The sequence below is a fragment of the Fibrivirga algicola genome (genome assembly GCF_011742925.1).
Taxonomy (GTDB): Bacteria; Bacteroidota; Bacteroidia; order Cytophagales; family Spirosomataceae; genus Fibrella; species Fibrella algicola.
In genome coordinates, this window is record NZ_WAEL01000009.1 from 22,996 (window position 1) to 49,751 (window position 26,756).

14 protein-coding genes are annotated in these 26,756 nt (G+C 53.4%); 8 read left to right on the plus strand and 6 right to left on the minus strand.

Annotated elements, in window-relative coordinates:
• From F7231_RS21820 to F7231_RS21830, 3 genes are read left to right on the plus strand one after another with little or no spacing between them, the layout of a single operon-like run.
• On the plus strand, positions 1-1,245 hold the full coding sequence (locus F7231_RS21820; protein ID WP_208295662.1) for an alpha/beta hydrolase family protein: 1,245 nt from the start codon (positions 1-3) through the stop codon (positions 1,243-1,245).
• A 50-nt stretch (positions 1,246-1,295) separates the two neighbouring features.
• On the plus strand, positions 1,296-3,578 hold the full coding sequence (locus F7231_RS21825; RefSeq protein ID WP_166693538.1) for a family 20 glycosylhydrolase: 2,283 nt from the start codon (positions 1,296-1,298) through the stop codon (positions 3,576-3,578).
• A 26-nt stretch (positions 3,579-3,604) separates the two neighbouring features.
• Positions 3,605-5,875 (plus strand): GH92 family glycosyl hydrolase, encoded by a 2,271-nt coding sequence (locus F7231_RS21830; protein WP_166693539.1) that lies wholly within the window; start codon positions 3,605-3,607, stop codon positions 5,873-5,875.
• A 730-nt stretch (positions 5,876-6,605) separates the two neighbouring features.
• Here the strand turns inward: F7231_RS21830 and F7231_RS21835 are convergent.
• Complete coding sequence (locus tag F7231_RS21835) at positions 6,606-8,354, minus strand: arylsulfatase (protein ID WP_166693540.1); 1,749 nt, start codon at positions 8,352-8,354, stop codon at positions 6,606-6,608.
• Positions 8,355-9,219: 865 nt separating this feature from the next.
• Between F7231_RS21835 and F7231_RS21840 the strand changes: the two genes are divergently transcribed.
• Entirely contained in the window at positions 9,220-9,582 is a 363-nt protein-coding gene (locus F7231_RS21840) for a hypothetical protein (protein ID WP_166693541.1), read from the plus strand.
• 134 nt (positions 9,583-9,716) lie between these two features.
• On the opposite strand, the gene F7231_RS21845 is transcribed toward F7231_RS21840, so the two are convergent.
• Positions 9,717-10,691 (minus strand): hypothetical protein, encoded by a 975-nt coding sequence (locus F7231_RS21845; RefSeq protein WP_085414341.1) that lies wholly within the window; start codon positions 10,689-10,691, stop codon positions 9,717-9,719.
• 558 nt (positions 10,692-11,249) lie between these two features.
• On the opposite strand from F7231_RS21845, the gene F7231_RS21850 reads away from it, so the two are divergent.
• Positions 11,250-11,678 (plus strand): response regulator, encoded by a 429-nt coding sequence (locus F7231_RS21850; RefSeq protein ID WP_085414340.1) that lies wholly within the window; start codon positions 11,250-11,252, stop codon positions 11,676-11,678.
• Between the two features lie 172 nt (positions 11,679-11,850).
• Here F7231_RS21850 and F7231_RS21855 read toward each other — a convergent pair whose 3' ends face one another.
• Entirely contained in the window at positions 11,851-12,222 is a 372-nt protein-coding gene (locus F7231_RS21855) for a DoxX family protein (protein ID WP_085414339.1), read from the minus strand.
• Positions 12,223-13,321: 1,099 nt separating this feature from the next.
• On the opposite strand from F7231_RS21855, the gene F7231_RS21860 reads away from it, so the two are divergent.
• Positions 13,322-15,394, plus strand: coding sequence for a GAF domain-containing sensor histidine kinase (locus F7231_RS21860; RefSeq protein ID WP_157510686.1), 2,073 nt, complete (start codon positions 13,322-13,324; stop codon positions 15,392-15,394).
• A 117-nt stretch (positions 15,395-15,511) separates the two neighbouring features.
• Here F7231_RS21860 and F7231_RS21865 read toward each other — a convergent pair whose 3' ends face one another.
• Positions 15,512-15,757, minus strand: a complete 246-nt coding sequence (locus F7231_RS21865) for a hypothetical protein (RefSeq protein ID WP_085414337.1) — start codon at positions 15,755-15,757, stop codon at positions 15,512-15,514.
• A gap of 317 nt (positions 15,758-16,074) precedes the next feature.
• Positions 16,075-17,145: an acyltransferase family protein gene (locus F7231_RS21870; protein ID WP_166693542.1), complete on the minus strand. Its 1,071-nt coding sequence runs from the start codon at positions 17,143-17,145 to the stop codon at positions 16,075-16,077.
• Positions 17,146-17,614: 469 nt separating this feature from the next.
• Here F7231_RS21870 and F7231_RS27665 point away from each other — a divergent pair, with 469 nt between their 5' ends.
• Positions 17,615-17,749 carry a hypothetical protein gene (locus F7231_RS27665; protein WP_262889690.1) on the plus strand — a complete coding sequence of 45 codons (135 nt, stop codon included), beginning with the start codon at positions 17,615-17,617 and terminating at the stop codon, positions 17,747-17,749.
• A gap of 227 nt (positions 17,750-17,976) precedes the next feature.
• Here F7231_RS27665 and F7231_RS21875 read toward each other — a convergent pair whose 3' ends face one another.
• Positions 17,977-21,102 carry an ATP-binding protein gene (locus F7231_RS21875; RefSeq protein WP_166693543.1) on the minus strand — a complete coding sequence of 1,042 codons (3,126 nt, stop codon included), beginning with the start codon at positions 21,100-21,102 and terminating at the stop codon, positions 17,977-17,979.
• A 366-nt stretch (positions 21,103-21,468) separates the two neighbouring features.
• Between F7231_RS21875 and F7231_RS21880 the strand changes: the two genes are divergently transcribed.
• Positions 21,469-26,730, plus strand: a complete 5,262-nt coding sequence (locus F7231_RS21880) for a cellulose binding domain-containing protein (protein ID WP_166693544.1) — start codon at positions 21,469-21,471, stop codon at positions 26,728-26,730.
• Positions 26,731-26,756: the final 26 nt, after the last annotated feature.

The window sequence follows — 26,756 nt, forward strand, 5'->3', positions numbered from 1 at the left end:
ATGAAACACGTTTTTTATGGCTTGATCGCCATCGTCTCGCTCGCCACAACGGGCTATGCACAACCAGTAACGTACCTGAAAAAATGGCTGGCTACCGATCCGAATCAGCGCCCGGCATTACGTGCCGAAGCCACCGCCAACGCTGGCCTGACGCGGAAAGAAGCCGACGAAGCTGCGGCCCTGTTGCTGGATGACGAACGTACCCGCCAAGCGGCGGCGCTGAAGAAAAGCTGGGCCGACAAAACGCTCACTGAAGGGGAGCACACGATGAAGTTTGAGTACCGGCTGTTTGGTGAAAAACCGGCCGATGGGCGCAGCCTGTTTATTTCCCTGCATGGGGGTGGTAACGCCAAACCGGAAGTCAACGATCAGCAGTGGAAAAACCAGATCGGGCTCTATAAACCCGCAGAGGGGGTCTACGTAGCCCCTCGTGCTCCTACCAATACCTGGAATCTCTGGCATGAAGCGCACATCGATCCTCTGCTTGATCGGCTCATTCAGGCCGCCGTGCTAACTGAGGGCGTAAACCCCGATAAAGTGTATGTGATGGGCTACTCGGCGGGCGGCGACGGCGTGTATCAGTTGGCTCCCCGTATGGCTGATCGATGGGCGGCAGCGGCCATGATGGCGGGCCATCCCAATGAGGTAACACCGGTGAATCTGCGCAATATTGGTTTCACGCTGCACATGGGTGCATTAGACAAAGCGTATGACCGCAACAAGATCGCCGAACGCTGGGGCCACTGGCTTGACAGTCTGCAAGCTGCCGATTCAGGCGGTTACAAGCACCTGGTGCAATTGCATGAGGGCCGCAGTCACTGGATGCAGCGCGAAGACACCGTAGCCGTGGCCTGGATGATGCCTTTCCGCCGTAATCCGATTCCTGATAAGGTGGTCTGGAAACAGGACGACCGGACGCATCCGGATTTTTACTGGCTGGCTGTACCGGAAGACCAGGCCAAAACCGGTCGGGAAGCGATTGCGTCGTACAAAGGCAATGTGGTTACCATCGAAAAAAACGACTACGATACACTGCTGATCCGCCTGAACGATGCGATGATGAATCTGAATAAAGCCGTGGAGATACGGTACGACGGAAAGCGCCTTTTCAAAGGCAAAGTCAGCCGAACGCTGGGTACGTTGCAACAGACGATCAATCGTCGACATGATCCGGGGCTGGTTTTTCCGGTCGAGATTGAACTTCACAAAACCACGGGTAAAGCAATCGCTGTAGTGGCGAAATAAGCTCGCAACCGTTCCTTTACTTCATTTGCTCAATACTACTTACGTTCTCAATGATTCGATTTTATTGCCTGTTCCTGAGTGTGTTCGCCGTAGCTTCTGTACAGGCGCAGGAAAGATCCCAGCGGTATCCGCTCATACCATACCCTACCTCGCTTACCGCCGCTCAGGGTGAATTCAGACTCACGACGCAGACGGCACTCGTCGTCAAAGACAGCCGTTTCCGTTCCGAAGCCGACCAGTTGAACCAACTGCTGCAACCAACGCTGGGTAAGTCGCTCACAGCGCGCGGCACTGGTTCATATATCGTGTTGCAGTATGATCCAACCATTGCGTCGGCTGAAGGATATGGGCTCACCATCACCCCCAAACAGATTACGCTGCGGGCCAGTACGCCCACCGGTATGTTTCGGGCTGTGCAGACCGTTCGTCAACTTTTACCCGTTGGCATTGAACAGAAAGGAAGTAAGCCTGCGCAAACCCTGACGCTCCCGGCTGTCCAGATTCAGGATCAGCCCGCCTACGCCTGGCGAGGAATGCACTTGGATGTCTCTCGCCACTTCTTTTCGATGGAGTACCTACGTAAGTACATCGACCGGATGGCCCTGTACAAGTTCAACAAGTTTCACTTGCACCTGACCGACGACCAGGGCTGGCGGATGGAAATTAAAGCTTACCCGAAACTCACAAGCGAAGGCGCCTGGCGCACATTCAATAACCAGGATTCGGTGGTATTGAAACGAGCCGTGACCAATCCCGATTTCGAGCTGCCTAAAGCCTTCCTTCGTCAGCAGAATGGCCAAACCCAGTACGGCGGGTTTTATACCCAGAACGAGTTGCGCGCCCTGATTGCCTACGCCGCCGCCCGGCACATCGAGGTCATTCCCGAAATTGACATGCCCGGCCACCTGAGCGCTGCCATCAAAGCCTACCCGTTTTTGAGTTGTACGGGGCAGCCAGGCATGGGCAAAACCTTCTCGGTGCCAGTCTGCCCCTGCAACGAACCTACTTACACGTTTATGGAGACCGTTTTGAGTGAAGTAATTGCCCTGTTTCCAAGTCAATATGTACACATTGGGGCCGACGAAGTGGAGAAATCGACCTGGGCGCAAACGGCCGCCTGCCAGGAATTGATGAAACGGGAAGGCATCAAAAGTGTAGAGGAATTGCAGAGTTATTTCGTGCATCGGATCGAGAAATTTGTGCAGTCGAAAGGAAAAAAGCTGATGGTTTGGGACGATGCCCTCGAAGGGGGGCTCAAGCCGTCGACCGCTGTGATGTATTGGCGGAGTTGGGTGAAAGACGCGCCTCAGCAAGCTGCCCGGAATGGTAACGACGTGGTCATGACGCCCGTGAGTAACCTCTATTTTGATACTCCGCCGGGCATTCGGTCGGTGGAGGGTGTGTATAACGTAGCTGTTGTGCCTACAGGGGTGACGCCCCAGCAAGCGAAGCAGTTTTTAGGCGCACAGGCTAATCTCTGGACCGAATATGTGCCGACCGAAAACCGGGCCGACTACCTGACGATGCCCCGAATGACAGCCCTCGCTGAAGTAGTCTGGACAGCCCGGCCCGATTTTCCCTCGTATCAGCAGCGGCTGCTTACCCATTTTCTACGCATGGAACAGATGGGTATCCACTACCGCCTGCCCGACCTGACTGGTTTTACGGAGGAAAACGTCTTTGTAGATAAGGCCACCCTGCGCATCAAAAAACCGCTCGACAGCTATATACTCCGCTACACGACCGATGGCACTCAACCGCAACGTACCTCGCCCGGTCTGCCCACAGATTTGATCATCAATAAACCACAGACGGTCAATGTGGCGGCCTTTACGCCATCGGGAATACGGGGGGATGTGTACGCGCTTCGGTACCAGCAGCAGGCTTATGCAACACCAGTTACCGATTCCAACGGCAAACCGGGCTTGCTGTGTAATTACTACAAGAAATTTTTCCGCAACACAAAGGGCATGAATGGCCGAACGGCCGACAGCACGTATACCATTGACAATGTGGTTGTGCCAAAATCGGTCACCGCGCCTAGTTTTGGCATTCAGTTCCGGGGGTATGTGACCGTGCCTGCAACGGGCGTCTACAGCTTCTTCTATACCTGCGACGATGGTGGCGTACTAAGGATGGCCAACCGGCTTGTTGTTGATAACGATGGCAATCATGCACCCATCGAAAAAAGCGGGCAGGTAGCCCTGGCGAAGGGAGCGCATTCCATCGAAGTTGATTTTATCGAGGGCGGTGGCGGTTACACGCTTAAGCTCAAATACAGCCTGAACGGCGGTGAGCCAATAGATATTCCCGACAGCTGGTTCAGCCACTAAGTTCACCCGATAGTCCAACCACCCCTATGACCTTCCTCCCCAGCCGTATATTTCTGTTTCTGGCCCTGCTTGTTACGTGTTCGCTTATCGGTGTTTGTCAGCCCCGCCACGCGGCTACGGATCTGACACGCTATGTAGACCCGTTTATTGGCACCGGTTTTCACGGCCACGTTTTCATGGGTGCAAACATGCCGTTTGGGGCCGTTCAGCTCGGCCCAACGCAGATGTCGCAGGGGTGGGACTGGAGTTCAGGCTACCATTATTCAGATTCCCTGATTGTTGGGTTTGCCCACACGCACCTGAGCGGTACCGGTATTGGTGATCTGGGCGATATACTGCTCATGCCCACTACCGGACCAATCCGGCTGGCACGGGGTACATCCGCCAATAGTGGAAGCGGCTATTCGTCCCGGTTTTCGCACGCCGACGAAACGGCCCGGCCAGGGTATTACCGCGTAAAATTACAGCGCTACAATATAGACGTAGCGCTGACCGCTACGGAACGGGTCGGCCTGCACCGGTACACATTCCCCCGGAGCGAGAATGCCCACATTCTGATCGATCTGGGCGAAGGTGTAGGTGACCGGCCTGTAGAGACGTACCTGCAACAACTCAACGATTCGACACTGACGGGCTACCGATTTTCGAAGGGCTGGGCGACTGATCAGCGCCTCTATTTTGCCGTTGTTTTTGCCAAACCCATTCGCCAGCTGGCTCTTTACGACAATCAAACGCCGGTTACAGGTACGTTGGTGAAAAGCAACCGCGCCAAAGGGGTAATCAGTTTTTCTACGAAGTCCGGCGAAAACGTGCTGGTGAAAGTGGGGATTTCGCCCGTCAGTGCCGACAATGCGCTGGCTAACATTCGGGCCGAACTACCTCACTGGAATTTCAATCGGGTGGCCTCGGCTGCTCAGGCCGCCTGGAACAAAGAGCTGGGTAAACTTAGGGTAGAAACAGCCGATCAGAATCGACTGAAAACGTTTTATACTGCCCTGTACCACACCCTGGTAGCTCCTTCCCTGTTCAATGATCATAACGGCGATTATCGCGGTACCGATAAGCAGGTGTATCGAAAAGCCGGGTTCGCCAATATGACCACGTTTTCGCTATGGGATACGTACCGGAGTGCGCACCCGCTATTCACGCTGACCCAACCCCGGCGTGTGGCCGACATGGCAAACTCGATGCTGGCCATTTACGATCAGCAGGGTAAGCTACCCGTTTGGCATCTGGTTGGCAACGAAACCAACACCATGCCCGGCAACAGCGCCCTGCCGGTGCTTGCCGACGCCTGTTTAAAAGGAATCAAGGGATTCGACGTAAACCGGGCCTACGCGGCGATGAAGAATAGCGCCATGCTCGACGAACGGGGTCTTGTCTTTATAAAAAAACAGGGCTTCATTCCAGCCGATAGTTTGGTAGAAAGTGTGGCCCGGGGCCTCGAATACGCCATTGACGATTGGGCCGTGGCGCAGGTGGCCAAAAAGCTGGGGCAACAAGAAGACTATGCCTATTTCAGCAAGCGGGCAAAAGCGTACCAGTATTACTTCAATCCGCAAACCCGGTTTATGCGGGGGCGTGTTTCCCAAACCGAATGGCGAACACCGTTTAGTCCGCTGGTATCGAGGCATATGAAAGACGATTTTGCCGAAGGAAATGCCTGGCAGTACACCTGGCTGGTTCCCCACGATGTAGAAGGACTGGTGACGTTGTTTAATGGCGAGCAGGCGTTTACCCAGAAACTGGATTCACTGTTCGTGGTTAAAGGCGACATGGGCGCAGAAGCATCAAACGATATCACAGGGCTGATTGGGCAGTACGCACACGGCAATGAACCGAGCCACCACATTTCTTACCTGTACAGCTACGTGGGGCAACCCTGGAAAACGGCTGACAAGGTTCGCTATATTCTTGACAGCCTGTACAGCACGCGGCCCGATGGCTTGATTGGCAACGAAGATGTTGGCCAGATGTCTGCCTGGTACGTGTTGTCGGCGATGGGGTTTTACCCGGTGAATCCGGCAAACGGGGCTTACGTATTTGGCAGCCCCGTTTTCGATGCTGTCACACTTCAATTGGATAACGGAAAGACATTTCGGCTGAAAACGATCAACAATGGCTCGGCAAATCGCTACATCAAACGCATACTGCTGAACGGAAAGCCCTACAAAAAAGCGTACCTGCGACACGAAACAATTCTTGACGGAGGTACACTAACGATAGAGATGGACACGAAGCCAAGCCCCAGTTGGGGGACTTCCCGGGAAGACCGTCCCCTGTCCACTACTCGTTGAAATCGACAGCCATTATAGTGGCGTTCGTTAAGAGTATAAAAAGATTGAGCACAAACAGTCCTGTCAGAAAAGGCAGATGATGAGTGTATTCTTAGCCTTCATGCCCTAGTCCCTGAGCTTTCAAATGTAAACCTGCGAATAATAAGCAGTCTTCTGTTCGACCATTTGAACAATAGTCAAATCCGGTCGCTATTGAAGTTTGATAATTTCCTTTATAAAAGCTATCGACAGCGAGGAGCTTTCTTATCGGAGCATTTAGTCTCGAGTATAGACTAAGAAGAGTGGATTGGGGTGGGGGTGACGTGCAAACTTGGAGCTTTGTGCTTCTAGTTCAGTGCTGGTGACAGTTATGTGCTCGGAATTCCGCCCGCATGCAAAGCCCGAAAACGTTCGATATAAAAAGGCTTGGAAGTGCGTTGTGTTCGCTCCGTACGGGGTAGGCTACCTCGGATAGGAAACTGCCCGGCTAGCCTGAGCGGCACCTAACACGAACAAGGGTAAAAAGGTCAGGAGTAACGTACCTGAGTTTGGCTTACCTTGCGGTTATCAGCCCTTGTGTGACCCGTTTATGTCAATGGGGCTTTCATGTTTCTGCGACAAAATAACGAGTTGGCAATGAGCGTTCTTTGTTGATTTGCCACGTGCCTGGCGACAGTTTAGTTACCATTCAACAGCGCGTTTTTGCTGGCGTATCAAGCGGTCCTTGTTGCCGCTAGCTTTATCCAGCTAACTACTTTGGGTCGATGAGCAATAGAGCTTTCACGTCCGCTACCTGCCCGCTCGGGACTGATCCTGCCTGCAGCAGGATCCGGTGATTGCCCCTGGGTAGCTCAAGCTTGCCCAACCTTAGCCAGGCCCAGGGCTTTTCATAGACTTCTTTACGAGGAATCCGGTCGGGGCTGGGTTTGAGGGGTGGGTCGAAACTGGTTCGTAAAACTTGGTGCAGTGTCTTATTGCCGGCCGTAACGATCAGTAACGTTCCGAGAGCGGCATTCTGGGCGGTGTATTGCAGACTCAATTGATAGACCCCCGGCTGTTCTACAGCCACATCCCACCAGATTGAATCGGTGGATGACTGCCAGTTAATGAGCCAGTCATTGGCCCAGCCGTTGCCCTGCTTATAACGAACCTTACCCGAAAAATGGGCTTCCGGCGCCTGTAACAACACCCGTCGACCCGTCACTGGTACTGGCCGGTAAGGGCTTATACCCCGGGAGACATCCCGGAACCAGCGATCGTAGGCGATTTGTAAGGTGCGCAATTGCTGGGGCTGATCAGTGGCCAGATCAGTCAACTGCGACGGATCTCCGAGCATATCGTATAATTGGATCTGATCCTTTTGGCGGACCAAGCGGTACTTCGAAGTACGTACAGCCCCTGGAGCGGCAGGAAGACCGCTCTCGCTCATGCCAGCAACGTGCGAAAAGAGCATGCGATCAGCCAGTGTATCAGTTTTACCCAGCAACAGGGCTGCCAGGCTGCGGCCATCGATGGGGTTGGCAGGTTTAAAGCGTAGTCCACATAAGCCGACCAGCGTTGGCAGTAAATCGATGTGGGCCGTATTGGGTCGAATCCGGGCTTGGGGGCGTATCTTGCCCGGCCAGCGCACAAATAGCGGTACGCGAACGCCCCCTTCGTCGACAGATCCTTTGATGCCCTTCATCTCCCCATTGTAGCGGTGGCCGTTGGGGCCATTGTCGGTGGCAAACACCACAATCGTGTTTTGGGACAAACCCAATTGATCCAGCCCGGCTAACAGACGCCCCACATTATCATCTACGTTTTCAATCATGCCATAGATACTAGATAGCTCATCGTCCAGGCCTTTGGCTTTGTACTTATCAAAATATCGATCAGCCACCTGGTGGGGACTATGGGGGGCATTGAACGGTATATAACAGAAAAAAGGCTGGGCTTTATGCTTATTGATGAAGTTCAACGCCGCATCGGTCAGTACGTCGGTGATAAACCCTTTGGTGGCGACCATCCGGTCATTATGCTGCATGTCGGTATCGAAGTAGTTATTCCAGTGACCTGCACAAAAGCCCAGAAACTCATCAAATCCCTGTCCGTTGGGATCTTCTGAGGCATGTTCCCCGTTGTGCCATTTGCCAAAACAGCCCGTGGCATAGCCGTTCTGACGGAACACTTCGGCTAGGGTGAGTTCAGTACTTCGCATGCGTTCCCACCCCTGAGTGACTGAAACTGTACCCGTACGCAGGTGGTAACGGCCTGTAAGTAGGCTGGCGCGGGTAGGAGCGCAAAGCGGGCTGACGAAGAATCGCTCGAACTGCGCTCCGCTACGGGCTAGCTGGTCTAGATGGGGTGTCTCCACCAAGCGATTCCCGTGTAGGCTCAGGTCGCCCCAGCCCTGATCGTCAGTTAGGATAAACACCACATTGGGTCTGGGAGCTGGCGTCCGTGCGATCCAGGCGCTGATGACCAGCGCAACCATAGTTAACCAAAAAAGAGTTTTCATTGCTAGCTAGTAAATGTTCGGCCCAAGCTGGTAACGCTACCGCCAGGGCTTGTCAGCTACAAAGCAAATCAGGGCTTTTCCCTATCGGTATTGGCCAAGTAAGTATCCTGTTAAAGGCCCGCATTTGCCCTGCGGTTGGCAACTTATCCTGTTAATGCCAATGATGGCTGTTCTGGTTTTTAACTGGTTAGCCGCTTGGGCGGTCCCATTAGGAATTAAGGCGGCAGCCGCGCGCTTAGGCGTGTAGCCGGACAGTCTGAGGTGAAAGCGTGCTGGTCTTGCCCGTTGACTGGGTCAACTCAAGGGTGCCACTAAACTGAATGGCCCAATTCTCGTCTCAATAGCTCAACGTAGAGGTAGGTCGCTTCTCCCAAGTGGCTTATAACTCCGCAGACAAGATTGCTGCTACTCAGTGCTGGTTTTATGTGTTTTATCGGCTACTGTGCCGCGCTGATCGACTGTATACAGGACTTTTAAAGCGGCCTGTATGAGCGAGAGTTGGCCGAAGCGGCTCTGGAGACAGGAGCCGTTTTGCTTTATACGTATGCTGGTATTCGTTTTGCCAAAAACAGAATTAACCTACCTTGAAGTAACAAAGTAACTGGTAATTCCTCAGGCACTCCGCTTGCTCCTGCCATAACTAGGGGCGAGAGAGACTGATCTGGCAGGCATCAGCGCGCCGTGGTACCTGCCACCAAACCAAGAGCCATGCCCAGACTAATGCCTCACAGTGGGTATACAAGTAAAATATATAAATAACCTTGATAGGGCTTATTTAAGTTAAAATCTACTATTGCTCGGCATATATGAGCAAACAAATTGCTTAATCCCCTGTTTATATTACAAACAAAATATAAAAAGCCGTATGAAAATCGCAGTCGAAAAGGGACAAGATAAGGCTCTTCTGGCGGATGGCCAGCAAACGGTTACCATCGCCGCCATTGACGAGGGAACAAGCGAGTATAAAGGAATTCCTTTCTTTGCCGTCCGCTTTGAGAATGAAACGGGCTACCTCTCGCACCGGTTTTACCAGTCCCCCGCTGGTATGCCTGCCATCATTAGCCTGTTTGGTCAGGCTGGTATTGACGCTCAGCCAAACAAAGAACTGGATACCAAGCAACTCATCGGCAAGGAACTCACCATTGAGGTAGGCCAGCGCGGTTATAATGATCCAGAGACGGGTAATGAACGAACGCTTAAACAAGCTATTAACTTCCTGGCCAGCTAAAGGCAGTGCGTATCGTATTAGGTTTAAACTCAATCCGCCCGGGACGGATTGAGTTTAAACCTAACCAGCATAGCTTTAAATACAGGCACAGGCGTCCTACGCTGGAGCTGACATTGACCTTGTAAACAGCCTGTTTACCGCTTGATCAGCGGGTAGTCACTCTTTATTTTTTCGGCTGCTTTACTAATGGGTTGGGCACCGCGCTCCAGCCAATAGCCTTTAACGCGGACGGGAATGATGGAGTTAAGCTGCCCCGCTATTCCGCAATCTTTTCGGCCCCCGATCCACGGATTACCTGATACATTGCTTACCAGATTGATGCGGCCAATGTCCAGATTGGTAAAGCACCGACAGTCATCCACCAGTCCCACCGGATCAAGCACCACAATGGTGATGTCCTGCACAGCGGGCGTTTTGCCCTTGGCGATGGCCTCACTCATATGCCTGAGCAAGGTGGGTAATTCCTTGGTCGTAAAGATCGAGTCATTGCGAAGGCCCCACATCTGCACTGAGGTGACATGGCCTGTCGCCTCCGAGCCAAATCGCTCAGAGACCTTACCAAAATACAGTTGCGTTGCCTGCTGGGTAGCCCCCTCTACTTTCCAATCGAATGCCCCGTCAATAAAACGGGCATCGGTATTGGCCTCTAACTGCCCGAAAAGCTGATCGCCGAACTGGCTGTTCCAATGATGGACCCGCTTGACTAGCTTAGCCGGGTCTACGCCCGTCCAGAATATGCTGCCGTTTTGAGGCGAGTTGTAGCGAAAGCCCACGTCTAGAAAGTTAATCATTTCCCGCGCAAACTGACTGCGGGCCTGTTCACTGCTCATAAAGTCATTTTTATAAGCGCTGGCCATGCTGGCTGCATTGTTAGGCCCCGCGACCCCTGTCACTGAACGCTGCCCACCGGCTACGGCCAGTGCGCGGCGCATGGCCGCCAACTTGATTTGCTCGCTGAAGGGTGCGGCGCTAATGGCCTGCTTTACTTTGTCGAGCAGCGACCGATCCGTAGTGATGCGGAGCAGCCAGGCCTGGGGCGTTTCCCGGTCGAGTTTAGGAATGATTCGACCGTAAAACTCGATCATATCGGTTTGTAACTTCAGATTCATTGATAAGGCTGTTCTAGTAACTCAAAGTACACCAATAACCGCTAAGCCCGCTCTTTTCCAACCCATTCGCTATCAGTTATTTATTAATTGGTGAGTTAACTCCGTGGCTCTAGGTCAAAGTCTCAGTCAAGGCTAGCCAATCGGTTGAGGTGACAGCTATTTTTCCAACTGAAACCATAGTTATTCACTTCGCTGAAGTGGAGGGACACCCGCTAGGGGAGAAGGCTTGAATCAGAACACCAGTGGGCTCCCGAAGGCAATCATCTTGTGTCGTTGAAAGGCGCGGCGGTGTTGATTCGATGATAACTTGTTTTGACCAGCACACTGAAGCGCATAGCGCCTTGCAGCGTTGTTAGCCTAAGCACGTAAGGAAACCCCGGCCCGGCAGTTGCCTTAGCGTAAGTTATCATGTGGAAGGCAGCTGTCAGACGATGATCGTTCTTGAGGCTAACAGGCGCGTTTTGTGAGCTTGTTTGTCGGCAGGCAGAGCAAGATTGTTTAAAAACCTGTCCTGACCCTGCAACGGGCTTCGCCAAAAAGTGGTTGTATGTACTAGTTATGAAACAACCGAAAAGCAATCTTATCTTATTAGTTGATGATGATGAAGATGACCAGCTATTCTTTCGTCGTCAGCTCGACAAGCATGCGCCTACGTATCAGGTAGCTGCCTGGTCGAACGGAGTAGAACTGTTGGCTGCTTTAGAGCAGTACGAGCCGCTGCCTGAACTGATCCTACTTGATGTCAACATGCCCCTGATGGACGGCTTTGAAGCGTTAAGTCAAATTCGGGCTAATCAAGCCTATCGGCACATATACGTTGTCGTTATGACGACAGCGGGCCGGGAGCTGGAACGACACAAAGCGCTCTTTCTGGGTGCCAATCAATTCATAGTCAAACCAACTTCGCTGGCCGAAGCCGATAAGGTGATGCAACGGTTGCTACAAAAGTGGGCAAATGGCGATCAAGAAACCGAAAGCTTCTTTTGATCAGCGTTTGGGCTACCCTCGGCTATAAAGTTGTCCGTCAGCGTATCAGCCAGGTGGATGGAAGCACTACTCAGCGCCAAAATCTTGGCTGCTGGCGCTGGTGAACGCGAACCTCGCTCTGGGTCTGCTGCCCGACACTCAACTGAAGGTAGAATCAGGAAGCGGGGCACAACTAGACAGCCTTGGCCGAAAAAGGTGAACGCAGCCAAAGCAAAAGCGCCAGCAGCATTAAGCAAACAAGCGCTGGTATTCCACCGGCAAGGCCGCCCGGTATCTTAGTCACATGCATGACTACCGCTCCAATCATAATCAGAAGCAGTCCAGTCGTTGCCAGACGGGTTAACCGCGGTACTAGCAAGCCAATACCGCCTAGTAATTCTCCCCCGGCTACTACATAAGCCAATGCACTAGGTAGCCCTAAAGTGCCAAACATATGTATGGTACCCGACAGGTCACGCAATTTGTTGAAACCCGCAAATAAGAAAAACAAGCCTAGTAATACTTGTAAGATCCAGGCAATTGTGTTGCGAAGGGAAGCGGACATGGGAAATGGGTTTACGTTGCAGGGGATACACGCCTAAGCCAATTATAAAAACTAAATATATTTGCATATGTTCATTTGTTAAAGGTTTGTTCGCTGTCTCACCCCGGTTAGGCCCTGTGGGGTTTCTGGCTAACGCACAAGGATAGCATAGACCGCCGGTGTGGTTGGTCGTTGTCTAGTCTGATGCGGCACGACCATAATAGCGGATGTCTTTCTGGTTAAGTATCTCAGCACTAGATTGGTAGGGTAGACCCAGCCAGCAAAGCCGGCTGTACTCGGCTACCTCGGTTGGCAACTCATTTTCGATTTCTAAAGAAATGATTTACTATCGACCGCTATGCTGACAGGTTCAGGCTTGAATGACCTTGAGCTTAGCACAAAACCCGGTTATAGGCTACGTCATGGCTATGGGTGACGCAGGATTGGCCGTTCCAGCGTTTATCCGTTGTAAAGAGGTACAGTCGCTGGTTGTAGCTAGTAAGCAACAGATCACTAATTCCTGCTGTTTGCTGAAGTTCGAGCTATAAAAAGTCGGCCCTGCTGACTCAGCTAAGCAGGCCTTCGAACGGTAAGTCCTGGTCAATCCTCCGGGAATTCTTACCCAAATTGGGAGCTTGCCGGAGTACGGCCTGATGAATGGTCCTGGTTCGATCGTGTTCCCGGCTAATTAGCAGCAAGTTACGCAGGGTATCCAGTTCATCAGCATGGCGCAGGCTTGCCGCAAGTCGCCGGGCAGCCATGGATGGGCCAGTTGCCGAATGAGTTCTTTATACGGAGAGGTATCCAGAGACTCAAGCCAGATGCGTGGATTTATGGGACAATTTTTCAACAGCGACGCTGCGTTTATAACTGGGGAAGGGCAATCTGTTTGACGGACGTACCAGAGAAAACCAACATCAAACCAACCAAAGACACGCAAACCCAAAGCAGTTTATACAGCTCATTAACTTAGACACACTGGGCCGGGACCAGGCAAGCCAACAAAGTAGACAAGTAACGAGTTAAAAGGCTCTGGAAGCAGTCCAAGCTAGATTTGGAGTCTCCCTGCAAGACGAGTGAGCAGTTGACTCACCCTTGACACTGAACCGGTACTAAATCAATGAATCTTCCTCTCGCTTCGTATAACGAAGCAGCGCGGCTGGCTGCCTTGCACAGTTACAATATTCTGGATACGCTGCCCGAACAGGATTACGAAGACATTACTCAATTGGCCGCGCAGATCTGCCAAACGCCTATTGCGCTAATTACACTGGTTGATGACCGGCGGCAGTGGTTTAAAGCCAATAAAGGCTTTTCACTAAGTGAAACTGCGCGTGAAGATTCGTTCTGCGCTCATAACCTGGTCAGACCCGCCGGGCCTCTGATTATCGAAGATGCCCGGATCGATGAACGCTTTCAAACCAATCCGCTTGTAGTCGGAGACCCTAGGATCGTCTTTTATGCAGGCCAGCCACTCGTCGATGACCATGGCTTGGTGCTGGGCTCTCTATGCGTTCTTGATTCGCAGCGGCGTCAACTCGATGAGGGGCAAATAAATGCCTTAAGGATTCTGGCCAAACAGGTGATTACCTTACTGACAATGCGGCGTAAGGCTGCCCAGGAGACGCAGCTTCGAGGGCAGCTGCAAGCCAGTGAGGCTCGGTTTCGATCGCTGATTGAAAAGGCTCCAGTAGCCATTAGCTTGTTTGTAGGCCGTGAGCTGACGATCGAGGTGGCCAATGAGCGCATGATTCAGCTTTGGGGTAAGGGAAAGGCTGTGTTGGGAAAGCGGCTGATAGACGCCTTGCCTGAGCTGAAAGGACAACCTTTTCCGACTCTGCTTGAGCAGGTCTATTCTAGTGGCACTCCCTACGAGGGCCGGAGTGTGCCCGCTACACTGCTCATTGATAATGAGCTTAAAACGCGTTATTATGATTTCAACTACCAGCCAGTGCGTGATATCAATGGTGCTGTCTATGCGGTGATGGATATTGCTATTGATGTAACCCGCGAGGTGTTATTGCGCCAACAGTACGACCAGGCCCGCCAGTCACTACAGCAGGCTGTCGACCTGTCTCAGCTGGGCGTCTGGAATATCGATTTGTCGACTCAGACGGCCAGCTTTTCCCCCCGTATAGCGGATTGGGTGGGTGAAGAGTCCCTGACCCTGCAACGCTGCATTGCCGCTATTGATCCGCTAGACCTGCCTCGATTCGAGGCGGCATTCCTGCGAGCGCAACATCCTGAATCAGGTGGTCAACTTGAGGTAGAATACCGCCTTGTCAACGCCCGAACCGCTCAGGTTTTTTTGCTGCACTCCATGGGGCAAACCAGCTTTGATGAACAGGGAAACCCGGTAGCCATCTACGGAGTTAGCCGGGATATCACCCAGGTTCGGGCTACCCAACTGGAGCTGGAAGAGCAGGTACATCAGCGTACCCTGGAGCTATTGCGGGCCAACCAGGATCTGCAGCGTTCTAATGATAACCTGCAACGATTTGCTTATGTAGCCAGTCATGATCTACAAGAGCCGCTTCGAAAGATTCAGTCGTTTGGTGATTTACTGAAGAATCAATACCAGAGCGAACTTGGCGATGGCGTGGATTTACTCGAACGCATGCAGGGCGCAGCCGCTCGCATGTCGACGCTGATCCGGGACTTACTAACCTTTTCACGCATTGCTACTCAGCCAAGCATAGCCGGCCAAGTCCCGCTGACGGATGTTATTGATCAGGTATTGATTGACCTGGAGATGCGCATCCAGGAGAGTGAGGCTCAGATTAGCTGTGCGCCGCTGCCCGTTGTGGCCGGAGATGCTACCCAATTGGGCCAACTCTTCCAAAACCTGTTAAGCAACGCCCTGAAGTTCCAAAAGTCAGGTGAACGCCCGCTAATCAGGATCCACTCCCAGCACGTGCTGGCGAGTGGCCTACCTGCCAGTATCCACCCTGCCCGCTCAGTACGTTCATATTACCGTATCGATGTGCGGGATAACGGCATTGGCTTTGAACAAAAGTATGTAGACCGTATTTTTCAGGTCTTTCAGCGGCTGCACGGAAAGGGGCAATACGTAGGAACGGGTATTGGTCTGGCCATCTGTGAGAAAGTAGCCACTAATCACGGTGGAGCCATGTCAGCCAGCAGTGAGCCCGGACAAGGCGCTACCTTCAGCGTATACCTGCCGGCCCATTGAGAAGGTAGCGGGGAAGACCAATAGACCCGGCGCTCGTGGGTACTGACCATGAGCGCCGGGTTTACTAACGGCATCTGTCTTGCATTAAGCAGAACCGGCGTTACTCATTCAGGTTCATTATTTGTAGCTCCCGTTGACTACCAAATTACCGTCCTCAGTAACAGAGTAGCTCGATACATCTTCGTATTCCTTTACCTCAAAGTCTTCTCCAGACTCAAGATTGTAGGTTTGCTTGAATGTCGCCTCTGCTTGTTGCCGGGTTTGATTGGCAAAAACGGCAATGTAACGGTACGGCTCTTTAAGGTAGGTAATCAGAACAACCGGGCTGGGGCTGGGTAAATAAGACGCTGTTTGATTTTGCATAGCTATCACTTTTGGAACGTTAATAGGTTAACAAACGCGCGATCAGTACCCTTTGTTAAACAGCCGCGTAATAGGGTCTTGTAAACCGATTGATGGGCACAAAGACCACTATAAAGTCCCTGTTAGCAAGATGCCTTCTGCGCTGTTCCGTTTTAAATCGTACGCTGTCCCGCGATTAATTCAGATTTGTTACCAGGACGTATTAACAAAAATTAGTGGTGCTAGGCTAGCAATCAGTTTTGTACCCAAGTAGCTAACTGGGCCAGATAGCTTGTCCAGCTAATTACTTTCAGAATAAATTTCTGTAATACAGTGACTTATTTTCGGGTGGATAAGTAGCGCCGAATAGGCTCATCGTACAGGCGCAAAACCAGGTAAGCAAACCCGCTCAGAAGAACCATACCACTGCCTACAATCAAAAATAGATGCTGGGGACTTGGTCGATGACTGGCTAGATAGCCCCCGAAGATCCACATCACTCCGTAATGGGTCATATAGAGCGGATAGGACAGTCGGCCCAGGAACACACATAGTTTGGTTAGATCAGGCCGGAGCTTGGCCCCCGCCCCTGTAGCAATTAGAAGCGGGAAATAAAACACCACCACTACCCACTCAGTCAACCAATTCCAGGAGGTAAAGGGCATTAGAAATGAGGCCAGCAACAAGAGGCCCACTCCCAGGAAACCCAGGTTATTAGGTAACACCCAGTTGACTCGGTAGAGGAATAACCCCATGAGAAACGAGTAGGCCACGCGGGCACCACCGTCCCAGAAGTTAGAGCCTGCCCAACCACCCAACAAGTTGCCTGCCCGATAACTGACCAGATACAGGATGATGGCCGCTCCGATTAGTAACAGGGACAAATACCGGCGGCTAATCCGATATAGAACCAAGGCGTAGAGCATGTTGGCCACATACTCCCAGAACAAGGACCACGCTGGTGCATTTAAACTAAAGAGGTTAAAGGCCCGCTCTTTGAGGATAGGCAGTGGTAAGAGGAAGAGCGAACATAGAAAGGTCAGCCACAAATTTACGCGGCCCGGTAAATTGGGCTGGGCGGCAAAGGGATCGAATAGATAACCCAGTAACCCCAGTATCGATCCTAAGATGACCAGGGGATGCAGGCGGACCAAGCGGAGGCGAAAAAAAGCAGCTCGTCCCAATGGACGTATCCGGTTGTCATAGGCGTACCCAATGACAAAACCTGATAAACAGAAGAAAAAGTCGACAGCTAAGAAGCCATGGGCGATAAAGTTCTGGCTAGGGTCTACATAGACCCACTCCATGAAATGAAACAGGACGATGGCCAGGGCTGCTACCCCTCGCAATCCATCCAGAACGATAAAGTGGGGCTTTGAATGTTTATCAGTCGGGTGTAATTCTTCCATGATCTAAGAGCATTTACATCAAGTCCAGGGGTATTCTTACCATGAAATGGCCTGCTGGGACTTGGCGCATGCTGTATTTAGTCAGCGTTTAGTCTTTCTACTAAATAGGGGCTTGGGCCGTTTCGACAGATTCTTCCGTCGAAACAGTACGGATGCAGAGGGCATCGAACTCGTCGGCTGGATCGGGTTGGGTTGAATTGGGTAAAGATATAGGGCTTGGTGAAGGCATCAGACTGGCAGCTAAAGGAGAAAGAATCGACAAATCGTTCCGTAAATATCTGCCAGTTCATAGTAGTATGCTAGTGATGCAATCCGGAGCTTCAAAATCCGTGCTTATTGTGCTGTAGGCGCTCATAAGATCCTTATCTGGGCAGGCAGCACCTTACTCTTTGGGAAAATTTAAACCAGGCCTTTATGCCCTGTTTTAGTTAGCTGGCTAATAATTGCCGCCTACACCCACGCAATAATCATGAAAAAACAGATTAGCCGTCAGCAACATAGCTTTACCGATTGTAGGTACGTGCCATTAGTGGCTGTAGCGCCCGCTTTGGTCGGCTTTGAGAACCCAAAAACGGCCACCCGGCACACCCGCATGCGGAGTTGACCACTAGTTTACTGGCGCGCGCCGAGTGGGTTCCGGCCAAGGTCATTCTCTTCATAGTTACCATTGGTCAATACACTTATAAGGGCTAGTCACTACAGACTAGTGAGATACAGCGTAATCAAAGCCAACCAGGCTTACATGCAGGGCTTGACTCGTACACGTCGTACCCATGGGAAACTATGAGCGAGGTGCCAACAGGAGGCCGCAGTGAACTGGTTTGTTAGAAGTCATTTTTTTAATTTCGTTGGCGGATACCCGAAGTGCTCCTGAAATACTTTGGTAAAGTGAGACGGTGAGTTGTAGCCAATTTGGTAGGCCACCTGCGTTACGTTTAGTTCTTCTGTTTGCAGTAATTCGGCCGCCCGCTCCAGTCGGACCCGCTGGATGAAGCGATTCGGACTAAGGTTCGTCAGGGCGGATAACTTCCGGTTTAACTGCGTTCGGCTCATATTAGCCTGCGTCGCCAGCCAGTCCACATCTACCGTATCGCTGCTTAGTTGAGACAGAATAAGTTGGCGCAGACGACTCAGAAAGGCTTCCTCCCGGTCTACGAGTAACGTGGTCACTGCAACAGAGGTAGTCGTAACTTGGTCCAATAATCGTTTTTGCCCCAGCTGGCGGGTGCGCAGTCCGTTGCCGATTCGCAATAGCAGTTCTGCTAAATTGAAGGGTTTGACCAGGTAATCGTCAGCTCCGTTGTGCAAGCCCTGCAGCCGACTTTCAGGGGCGGAGCGGGCCGTAAGCAGAATCACTGGAATGTGGCTGGTGCGCTCGTCATTTTTTAACCGTTTGACCAGCTCATACCCATCCAGTTCAGGCATCATCACGTCACTTATAATCAGATCAGGTACGTTGGCCAGGGCCTGTTCCCACCCTATCTGGCCATTCTCCGCCGATAAAACCTGATACGTCTTCGACAGGTAGCTAACCACCTGTGCCCGCAGGTCGTCGTTATCTTCCACCACCATCACTATCGGTTTGGACATGGCCGTATCCAAAGAGGGCGTAGCTAGATTCGCACGCGCAGGTAAGTCACTTGCCAGCGCAGCGGGTTGAATTAGCGGGGGCGCGGCTGCTGGGTACGTTGCGCGGTACTCATCTGGCGTGGTTAGCGGTAATTCAACGGTGAACGTGCTGCCCTGACCAGGCTGGCTTGTCACACTAACCAGTCCGCCCAGCCAGTTGGCTAGTTCCCGCACCAGGGCCAGGCCAATACCGGTACCCGAATATGCCCGTGTCGACCTGGCGTCTACCTGATGAAAGCGCTCGAAAATGCGTTCCTGCTGGTCTTTATGTATACCAATACCCGTATCGCTAACGGTGATCACGAAGCGGTTATCGGCTCGGATGTGGCTAGTAACCCGCACACTACCGCCACTGGGCGTAAATTTCAGGGCGTTGGCCAGCAAGTTATAGGCAATCTTTTCCCACTTCTCACCGTCGAAACTATACAGCATGTCGTCAGCCGTTTCCTGCAGGAAAGCGTCAGGGGCTGGAAACGGATGCGTAGCTGGGTAGGTATTATAGGTGAGGGCGAGGCCCCGCTCGGTGGCTAATCCGGCAAACTGAGCCACTACCTGCCCTATGAACCAGATCGGATTCCCCAGTTGAAAGTGTGCCTCCAATTTACCTGCGTCCAGGCGGGCTATGTCGAGGGTTTCGGTGATAAGCCGCAGCAACTGATGAGCGTGGCGCTGAATGGTGGCCACTTCGGGCAGGGCGTCCGGGGTGGAGTTTCTAGCGGTTAATTGCTCGGTGGCGTTCAGAATAATGGCTAGAGGCGTGCGAAACTCATGGGTGACGTTGCTGAAGAACCGGGTTTTCAGTTCGTCGAGCTGGCGAAGGCTGGCTGCTTCCTGCTGTTCGCGGGCCAATTGCTGGGCTAATTGCCGCCGCCGATTATAGGTTCGGATGAAATAGTAGCCCAGCCCACCCATAAGCAACGCCACTAGGACCAGAAAGGCGGGTGTTTTCCAGAAAGGCGCCACCACCACAATCGTTAGCGTTGATACCGCTGGTTCCCAACTGCCGGCTTTAGCGCCTCGGTTAACGGCAAAGGTATAGGCACCGGCTGGCAATTGGTAGGTGGCCTCCCCCGTTATGTCCCGCGTGGCTATCCACTCCTGGTCGTATCCGTTGAGCCGCCAGCGTAGTGTTTCCTGCCTTTGGCTGGCCGACAGGGTAAACTGCATCGTGAAGGGATCGTTTTCGCGTACTGTCAGCGTGGGGTGTCCCTGGGTGTCGTAAACCAGATTTTGGGTTGCACTCGTGTTATCACGTACCTCCGTGCCATTGACAATCAGCTTCAGGAGAAAAAGCGAGGGGAAAACCCGCGCTTGGTCCATGTCATATTCGTACAGTTTATTGTTCGAACTGATCCACAATCGATTGGCTGGACTAATGTACAGACCTCTGATATAATGGGTGGGCGCAGGAAGCCCAATCTGCTGAATGGCTCCCTGCGCCGTGTAATGGAACATGAGCTCTTCCGTAGTGAAACAGGCATTTCCCCGCGTATCCAGCTTAAACTCGTAAATGTAGGGTGGGGGCCGTGGGACAGTGGTTCGCTGCGTGTTCAGCCCCAGGCGCTGAAACTGCCCGGTAGCGGGCCAAAAGATATTGACTTCGTTGATTAGACCCACCAGAATACTGCCATCAGGACGCGCTTGTACCCCAAAGGTATTGTTGCTGCTCAGCGACGTAGCGTTCTGTTCGTTATGACGGTAGTTGATCAGTTGCGCTGTCTGGGGATTGTAGGCAAACAGGCCTTTGTTTGAGGTAGCGAAATAAACCGTTCCCCGGGAGTCTTGAGTGATACTTCGGACGTCTAGTCCCTGATCAACGATGTGGGTTACGGCGAGGGTGCGGGTGTCGACTTTCAATAGTCCGTGATCCTGCAGGCCGATCCAGAGGTTGGCTTGCTTATCGGTATACAAAAAATGCGATCCATACTTGGCTAAGTAGCCACGCACCAACTGGGTCGTATCGGGTAGCCGCACGACAGCCTGCCGCTGGGGATCGACGTAAGAGATCGAATAGCCCGAACCCATCTTGAGCCATATCCGCCCGTCTGGGGCGTGCACCAGTTGGTAATAATAATCCCCTTCCTTCAGCACCGGATCATGAAAAACCTGGAACCGCTGCCCATCGAAACGAACGATGCCGTTTGTCGTGGCCATCCACAATTGTCCCCGGGCATCCTGGGTCATACTGAGTACGGCCAAATTTAACCCCGGCTTTTCGTTGAACTGCCTCAGTAGCCGGGGCACGAGCAACTGCGCGTAGGTAGACCTGACGGTCAGGCTCATCAACAGAGAGAAGGCGGCAAGCCGCCAGATAATACACCTACGCATAATAAACCAGATTACGGAAAGCCAAGGCGACCGTATCTATTATGAATGCCCAACCGGCCTCTATTCTTCAGGCGACGTACCCATCCGACTGACATCTATACGAGAAGCTACTTTGGCTGGACTCTACGATGCCAACTAGTTGCACCGTTCAGACCAACTCTGGTCACTTTACGGAAACAGATCTACTGTGAGACTTTACCCTATTAAAAAGATAGAACAAGGCTGAATGCGCCAAAAATGGTTCGATACCGGGCATAATGGTTCGATATCGATAGACTTTGACCTACCCGAGATCCCAATTTTGTGTGCATCCAACGATCGCCGAACGGCTGTCGATGGCTTACTAACCCAACGTGTCAACCGTGTATGAGATCATCTCTACTACTTTATCGCATCGTACGGAGTTTACAGCTCCTGTTCCCTTTTATCGGTTACTCCCAGACGTTCCCGGCCCTGCTCTGGCAGAAGCGGCTGACCGCTACCCGAAGCGCTCTGCTTACCGTGGCGATGCTCACGATCAACTTGCTCGCTCAGGCCCAGGTCAGTTATCTAAGTACGTACACTGACGGTAAAGTGGCTGGTTTACCCACGCAACCCATTGTGGATAACCGGGGCAACGGGAGGGTAAATTCAGTACCCAGTCCTATGGGCGGAACCATTGGCTTCAGCAACGAACTAGGTAACGGCGCTTCGCCGAGTGGGCTTTCCTGGGGCTATGGCTATTCAGGGAAGGTCTATTCCAACAATCAGGTCACGTCGATTACGCTGACACTACCTGCTAACACCAAAGCTTTCTACCTGTTAGCCAGAGCTAACTATCAACCTAACCTTAGCGGCATGGGGGGCGGCAACATCACTGCGAGTGCAACTACCGAGAAAGGGTACACCACTTCGGGTACGCAGCGGTGTTACTTTGCTGATACGGAAGCCAAGTATATAGCATTCAACATCGACAACTATGTGATCGAAGAGAAAACCGTTAGGGTATGTGACAACCCCACCGTCGAACCTTGCTACGACCAGAAGGTCATTACATCCTACTCGAATATCTCGGATTACCTGAAGACAATTACCGTGACCCTAGACTTTCCGGGGGCTACTCTGTACATCGGTCAGTTTGGGATTTACCAATGTGAGAATAACCAGTTTACGACTAGTCTGCTTGCATCTGACAATGGCGTGCTCACCTGCACCAACCCTACGCTGAAACTCACAGCACCCGATGTGGATTTCCTTTTTACTGGTATAAGTTTTGCCGGGCCGAATGGCCCTGTTACTGACAACGAATTTATCCGAGTCAATAATCGTGTTACCGTTTCCGAACCGGGCACCTATACGGTTACGGCAGACCCAGATGCTGGATGCCGGCGTACTGGTACGGTCACCGTTACCGAAGACAAAGCGATACCCACCAACGTCACCCTGAGCAACGATGGACCGCTGAGTTGCAAAAAAACGTCGGTTACCTTAACCGCCGGCAGCGCGAACGGGGTCAACTATGCCTTCAGCGGACCGAATGGCTTTAGTCGGAGCGGAACCGACGTTACTGCCAGCGCAACCACACCGGGCAAGTACGCGCTGGTTGTAACGGGCAGTAACGGCTGTACGACTACTGTCCAGACTGATGTTGGCACTGCGCCCGCTCCAACCGCCGGCGTTACCCAGAGCCTGACTGACCTCTACAACGCTACCGGCGGCCCTAACTGGACCCATAAAGACAACTGGCTCTCCGGTTGCACACCCTGCGGCTGGTACGGCGTCACCTGCGACGACAACGGCCGGGTGACGAAGTTGAACCTGACGGGCAACAACCTTGTTGGCACCCTGCCCACCAGTTTATTGGTCATAACCAGCCTGCAAAGCCTTGAACTGGGGGCCAATACCCTCACCGGCGGCATTCCCACCGGCATCGGCAACCTGACGGCTCTGCAAACCCTCAACCTCAGCCGTACCCAACTCGGTGGCCCCATTCCCGTTAGTCTGGGCGGACTTACCCGGTTGCAGAACCTGCTGCTGAATGAGAGTGCGCTCAATGGCTCGCTGCCCGCCAGCCTGGGTATGCTCACCCAGTTGCAAAACCTGCAACTTTACGCCAACCAGCTAGGCGGCTGCTTTCCAGCCAGTTACACTGCCCTTTGCGGGAGGTCCTCTATTAGCTTTGCCAATAACCCTAGCCTGCCCGGCGGGGGTGACTTTGGGGCTTTCTGCAGCAATGGTACTGGAGGGTCGTTGGTTGTCAGTCAGTTTCCCCAGTCGGGAACGGCCTGCGTGGGCAGTGCCTTCAGTTTCTCGGTAACGGCCCGGGGTGCCACCAGCTACCAGTGGTACAAAGAGGGGCAGCGGCTGGCCGAATCGGGACCGGTACTGCGCTTTTCCGGTGTCAATGCGTCAAACGCGGGCACCTATCAGGTGTACATTAATTACGCCTGCGGGGCCATTCAGTCCGATTTTGTTACCCTGACGGTGGGGTCTTCCAGCCCGGACTACCAGCCTTTGGCGGATTTGTATACCAGCACCAACGGCCCGGGCTGGACCAACAAAGCCAACTGGCTCACCACCTGTGACGTCTGCTCTTGGCAGGGCGTTACCTGCACCAGCGGCCGGGTTACGGGTATCGACCTGACGGGCAATAACCTTGTTGGTACACTGCCCGTCAGCCTGAGCGGGCTGACCAGTCTGCAATCACTGCTGCTGGGCACCAACCAACTAACGGGCAGCATTCCCGCCAGTTTGGGTACGTTGCCCGCCCTGCAAACGCTGATCCTGTTCCAGAACAGCCTGACGGGCAGCATCCCCGCCAGTCTGGGTAGCCGCACCGGTTTACAGGTGCTCAACCTGTCCGCTAATCAACTCGAAGGAGCCATCCCGGATCAACTAGGAGCACTGACCCAACTCCGTGTACTGAACCTGAGCAACAACCGCCTGCTGGGTACGTTACCCGCCAGTTTATCGGCCCTGACAGGTGTGCAGGCTTTCGATCTATCCCGCAATCAATTGACGGGGTCCATTCCGGCCGGGTATGGTGCGCTACAGAATACGATTATCCTAAATATCAACAACAACCAGTTGAGCGGCTGCTTCCCCACGAGCCTGACCGCCCTTTGCGCCTACGGTCCCGTTATCGAGCGTATTGCTATGCCTGGCGGCCCGAGCGGTGCCCGTCAACTGGCGATGGGGGGTGGCATTAACGAGAAAGTGAACGTGACTGGCAATGCAGGATTGCCTGGCGGGGGGGATTTTGATAGTTTCTGCGCCTTTGATGCGGGCCGCTGTAATACCGCGCCGGTTGCTACGGCTAACATCAGCCAGACGGCCAACGTTGGCAGCGCCTTCTCCTACACGGTCAGCGCCTTCACCGACACCGAAACGCCCGACGGTCTAACGTATACGGCGCTGTTCAGCCCAGCCAGTTCGGGCCTGCGCTTCGAGGCCACTACCCGCGTGATCTCGGGTACACCCAGCGAGCCAGGTCCAATCAGCGTAACTATCACGGCCACGGATGGGGGCGGACTGTCGGCCAGTACGAGCTTCACTATCGGTGTGGGACCTCGCCTTGTGAGCAGCACTCCCCTGCGGGTGACGCTAACGGCCAGTCCTCAAACGCTGCTCACCAGCGGCTCTACCCTGCTGCGAGCATCTGCCTCAGGGGGCACTCCCAGCGCACCATCCGGCGGCTACATCTACCGATTCATTGGGCCAGGAGACTTTGCGACCTCCCAGGCTAACGAGGTGACGGTGACCAACCTGCCCGCCGGGGTGCAAACCTTCACCGTTGTGGTAACAGATGCCGGTACACCCACCAGCCAGACCATCTCGGCTACGATCAGTGTGACGGTCACCCAGGCCAACACCGCCCCCACGGTGGTCAGTACTATTCCATCCCAGTCGGCCACGGTGGATCAGGCGTTTAGCTACGTGATTCCGGCCAGCACCTTCACCGATGCACAGACGCCAAACAGCCTGAGCCTGTCAGCGAGCGGGCTACCCCAGGGGCTGCGCTTCACGGCTCCAGCCACCATTAGCGGCACGCCCTCGGCGAGCGGCACATCAACGGTGACAGTGACCGCCACTGATCCGGGCTCGCTGTCGGCCAGCACAAGCTTTGTCCTGACGGTACGGCCAGCCCCGGTAGTGGTTACACCCTTGGTGCTGACGCTGGCAGCCAGCCCGGCAACCCTGCCTGTGAGCGGCTCCACGACCCTGTCCGCGACGGTTTCGGGGGGTACGGCTCCTTACCGGTACAGCTTTACCGGGCCCGGCACCATCACCCAAAGCAGCAACACCGCCCGGGTAGCCAGCCTGCCCGCCGGGGTGCAAACCTTTACGGTGGTGGTCAGCGATGCCGCCCAGCCCACCGGCCAGTCCATCACCAAAATGGTGAGCGTGACTGTCAGTGCTCCGGCCGCAACGACTGCCCTGCGGGTGTTGCACCAGGATGCCGACAACAATTTGACCAACAATGCCATCAAGCCCAACCTGCAGATCAGTAACACGGGCACTGCCCCCATCAGCTACGGCCAACTCACCCTGCGCTACTGGCTGACGGTGGAACAGTTTTCTCCCCTGGCCAACCTACAGGTTTACTACGCCCAGCTGGGCACAGACAAGGTGAAGATGAGCTACGTGGCGCTGGACAAACCCCGGCAGGGAGCCTTTGGGTACGTGGAATACCGGTTTGATGGGTCAGCGGGAAGTCTGGCTGCCGGAGCCAGTTCGGGGCCCATCCAGAGCGGCATTGCCAAGCAGGATTACACAGCGTTCAACGAAGCCGACGACTACTCGTTTGCCTCCAACCAGGCGCTGACGGCCAACAGCCGCGTTACGGCTTACCTCAATGGGCAGCTGGTGTGGGGCACCGAACCCGCCGAAGTAGCCAGCCAGCGAATCGTGAAGGCGTACACCGAAAACAAGAACGGAGCCTCGACCAATACGATCGGTACATTTCTGCAGGTACGTAACGAAGGCAACATGGCCCTCAGCTACAGCGAGCTGAAGGTGCGCTACTACTTCACCAGCGAAGGTAGCCAGCCGCTAAACTTCTATCTGGATTATGCAGTGCTGGGCAATCAAAAAGTAAGAGGGCAATTTGGCCGATTGAACCCACCGCTGGCCAGTGCCGATACGTACCTGGAACTGAGCTTCGATGCATCACTGGGTACGTTTAATCCGGGCAGCAGTACGGGTAATATCCAGTACCGCATCGCCAAGCAGGATTGGAGCAGCTTCAGCCAGAGCAATGACTACTCGTACCAGAACGCGACAAGTCCGCTGGCCGAGAACGGCCGGGTGGTGGTGTATGTGGGTGGTCAGCGAGTGTACGGTACTGAGCCCGGAGCAGGAGGGCGTATGGCCGCCGAAGAAGTACATACCCCATTCACCGTGACGGTGCAGGGCAACCCGGTACGGGGGAACAATTTAAGGGTGCAGATTACGGGGTCTGGTGGAGAGCCTTTACGCATGCAACTGGTCAACGCGCAGGGAGTGGTGGTTACCCAGCAGCAACTTGCCACTCCGCAAGTGGTAGAGCAACACGACCTTTCTCTACAGGGTCAGGGTCCGGGCCTCTTTCTTCTACAGGTAAGCACCCCTACCCAGAGCCGGACAGTAAGGGTGCTCAAGGCCGATTAGGCACACTGACTCATATGTATCAACGA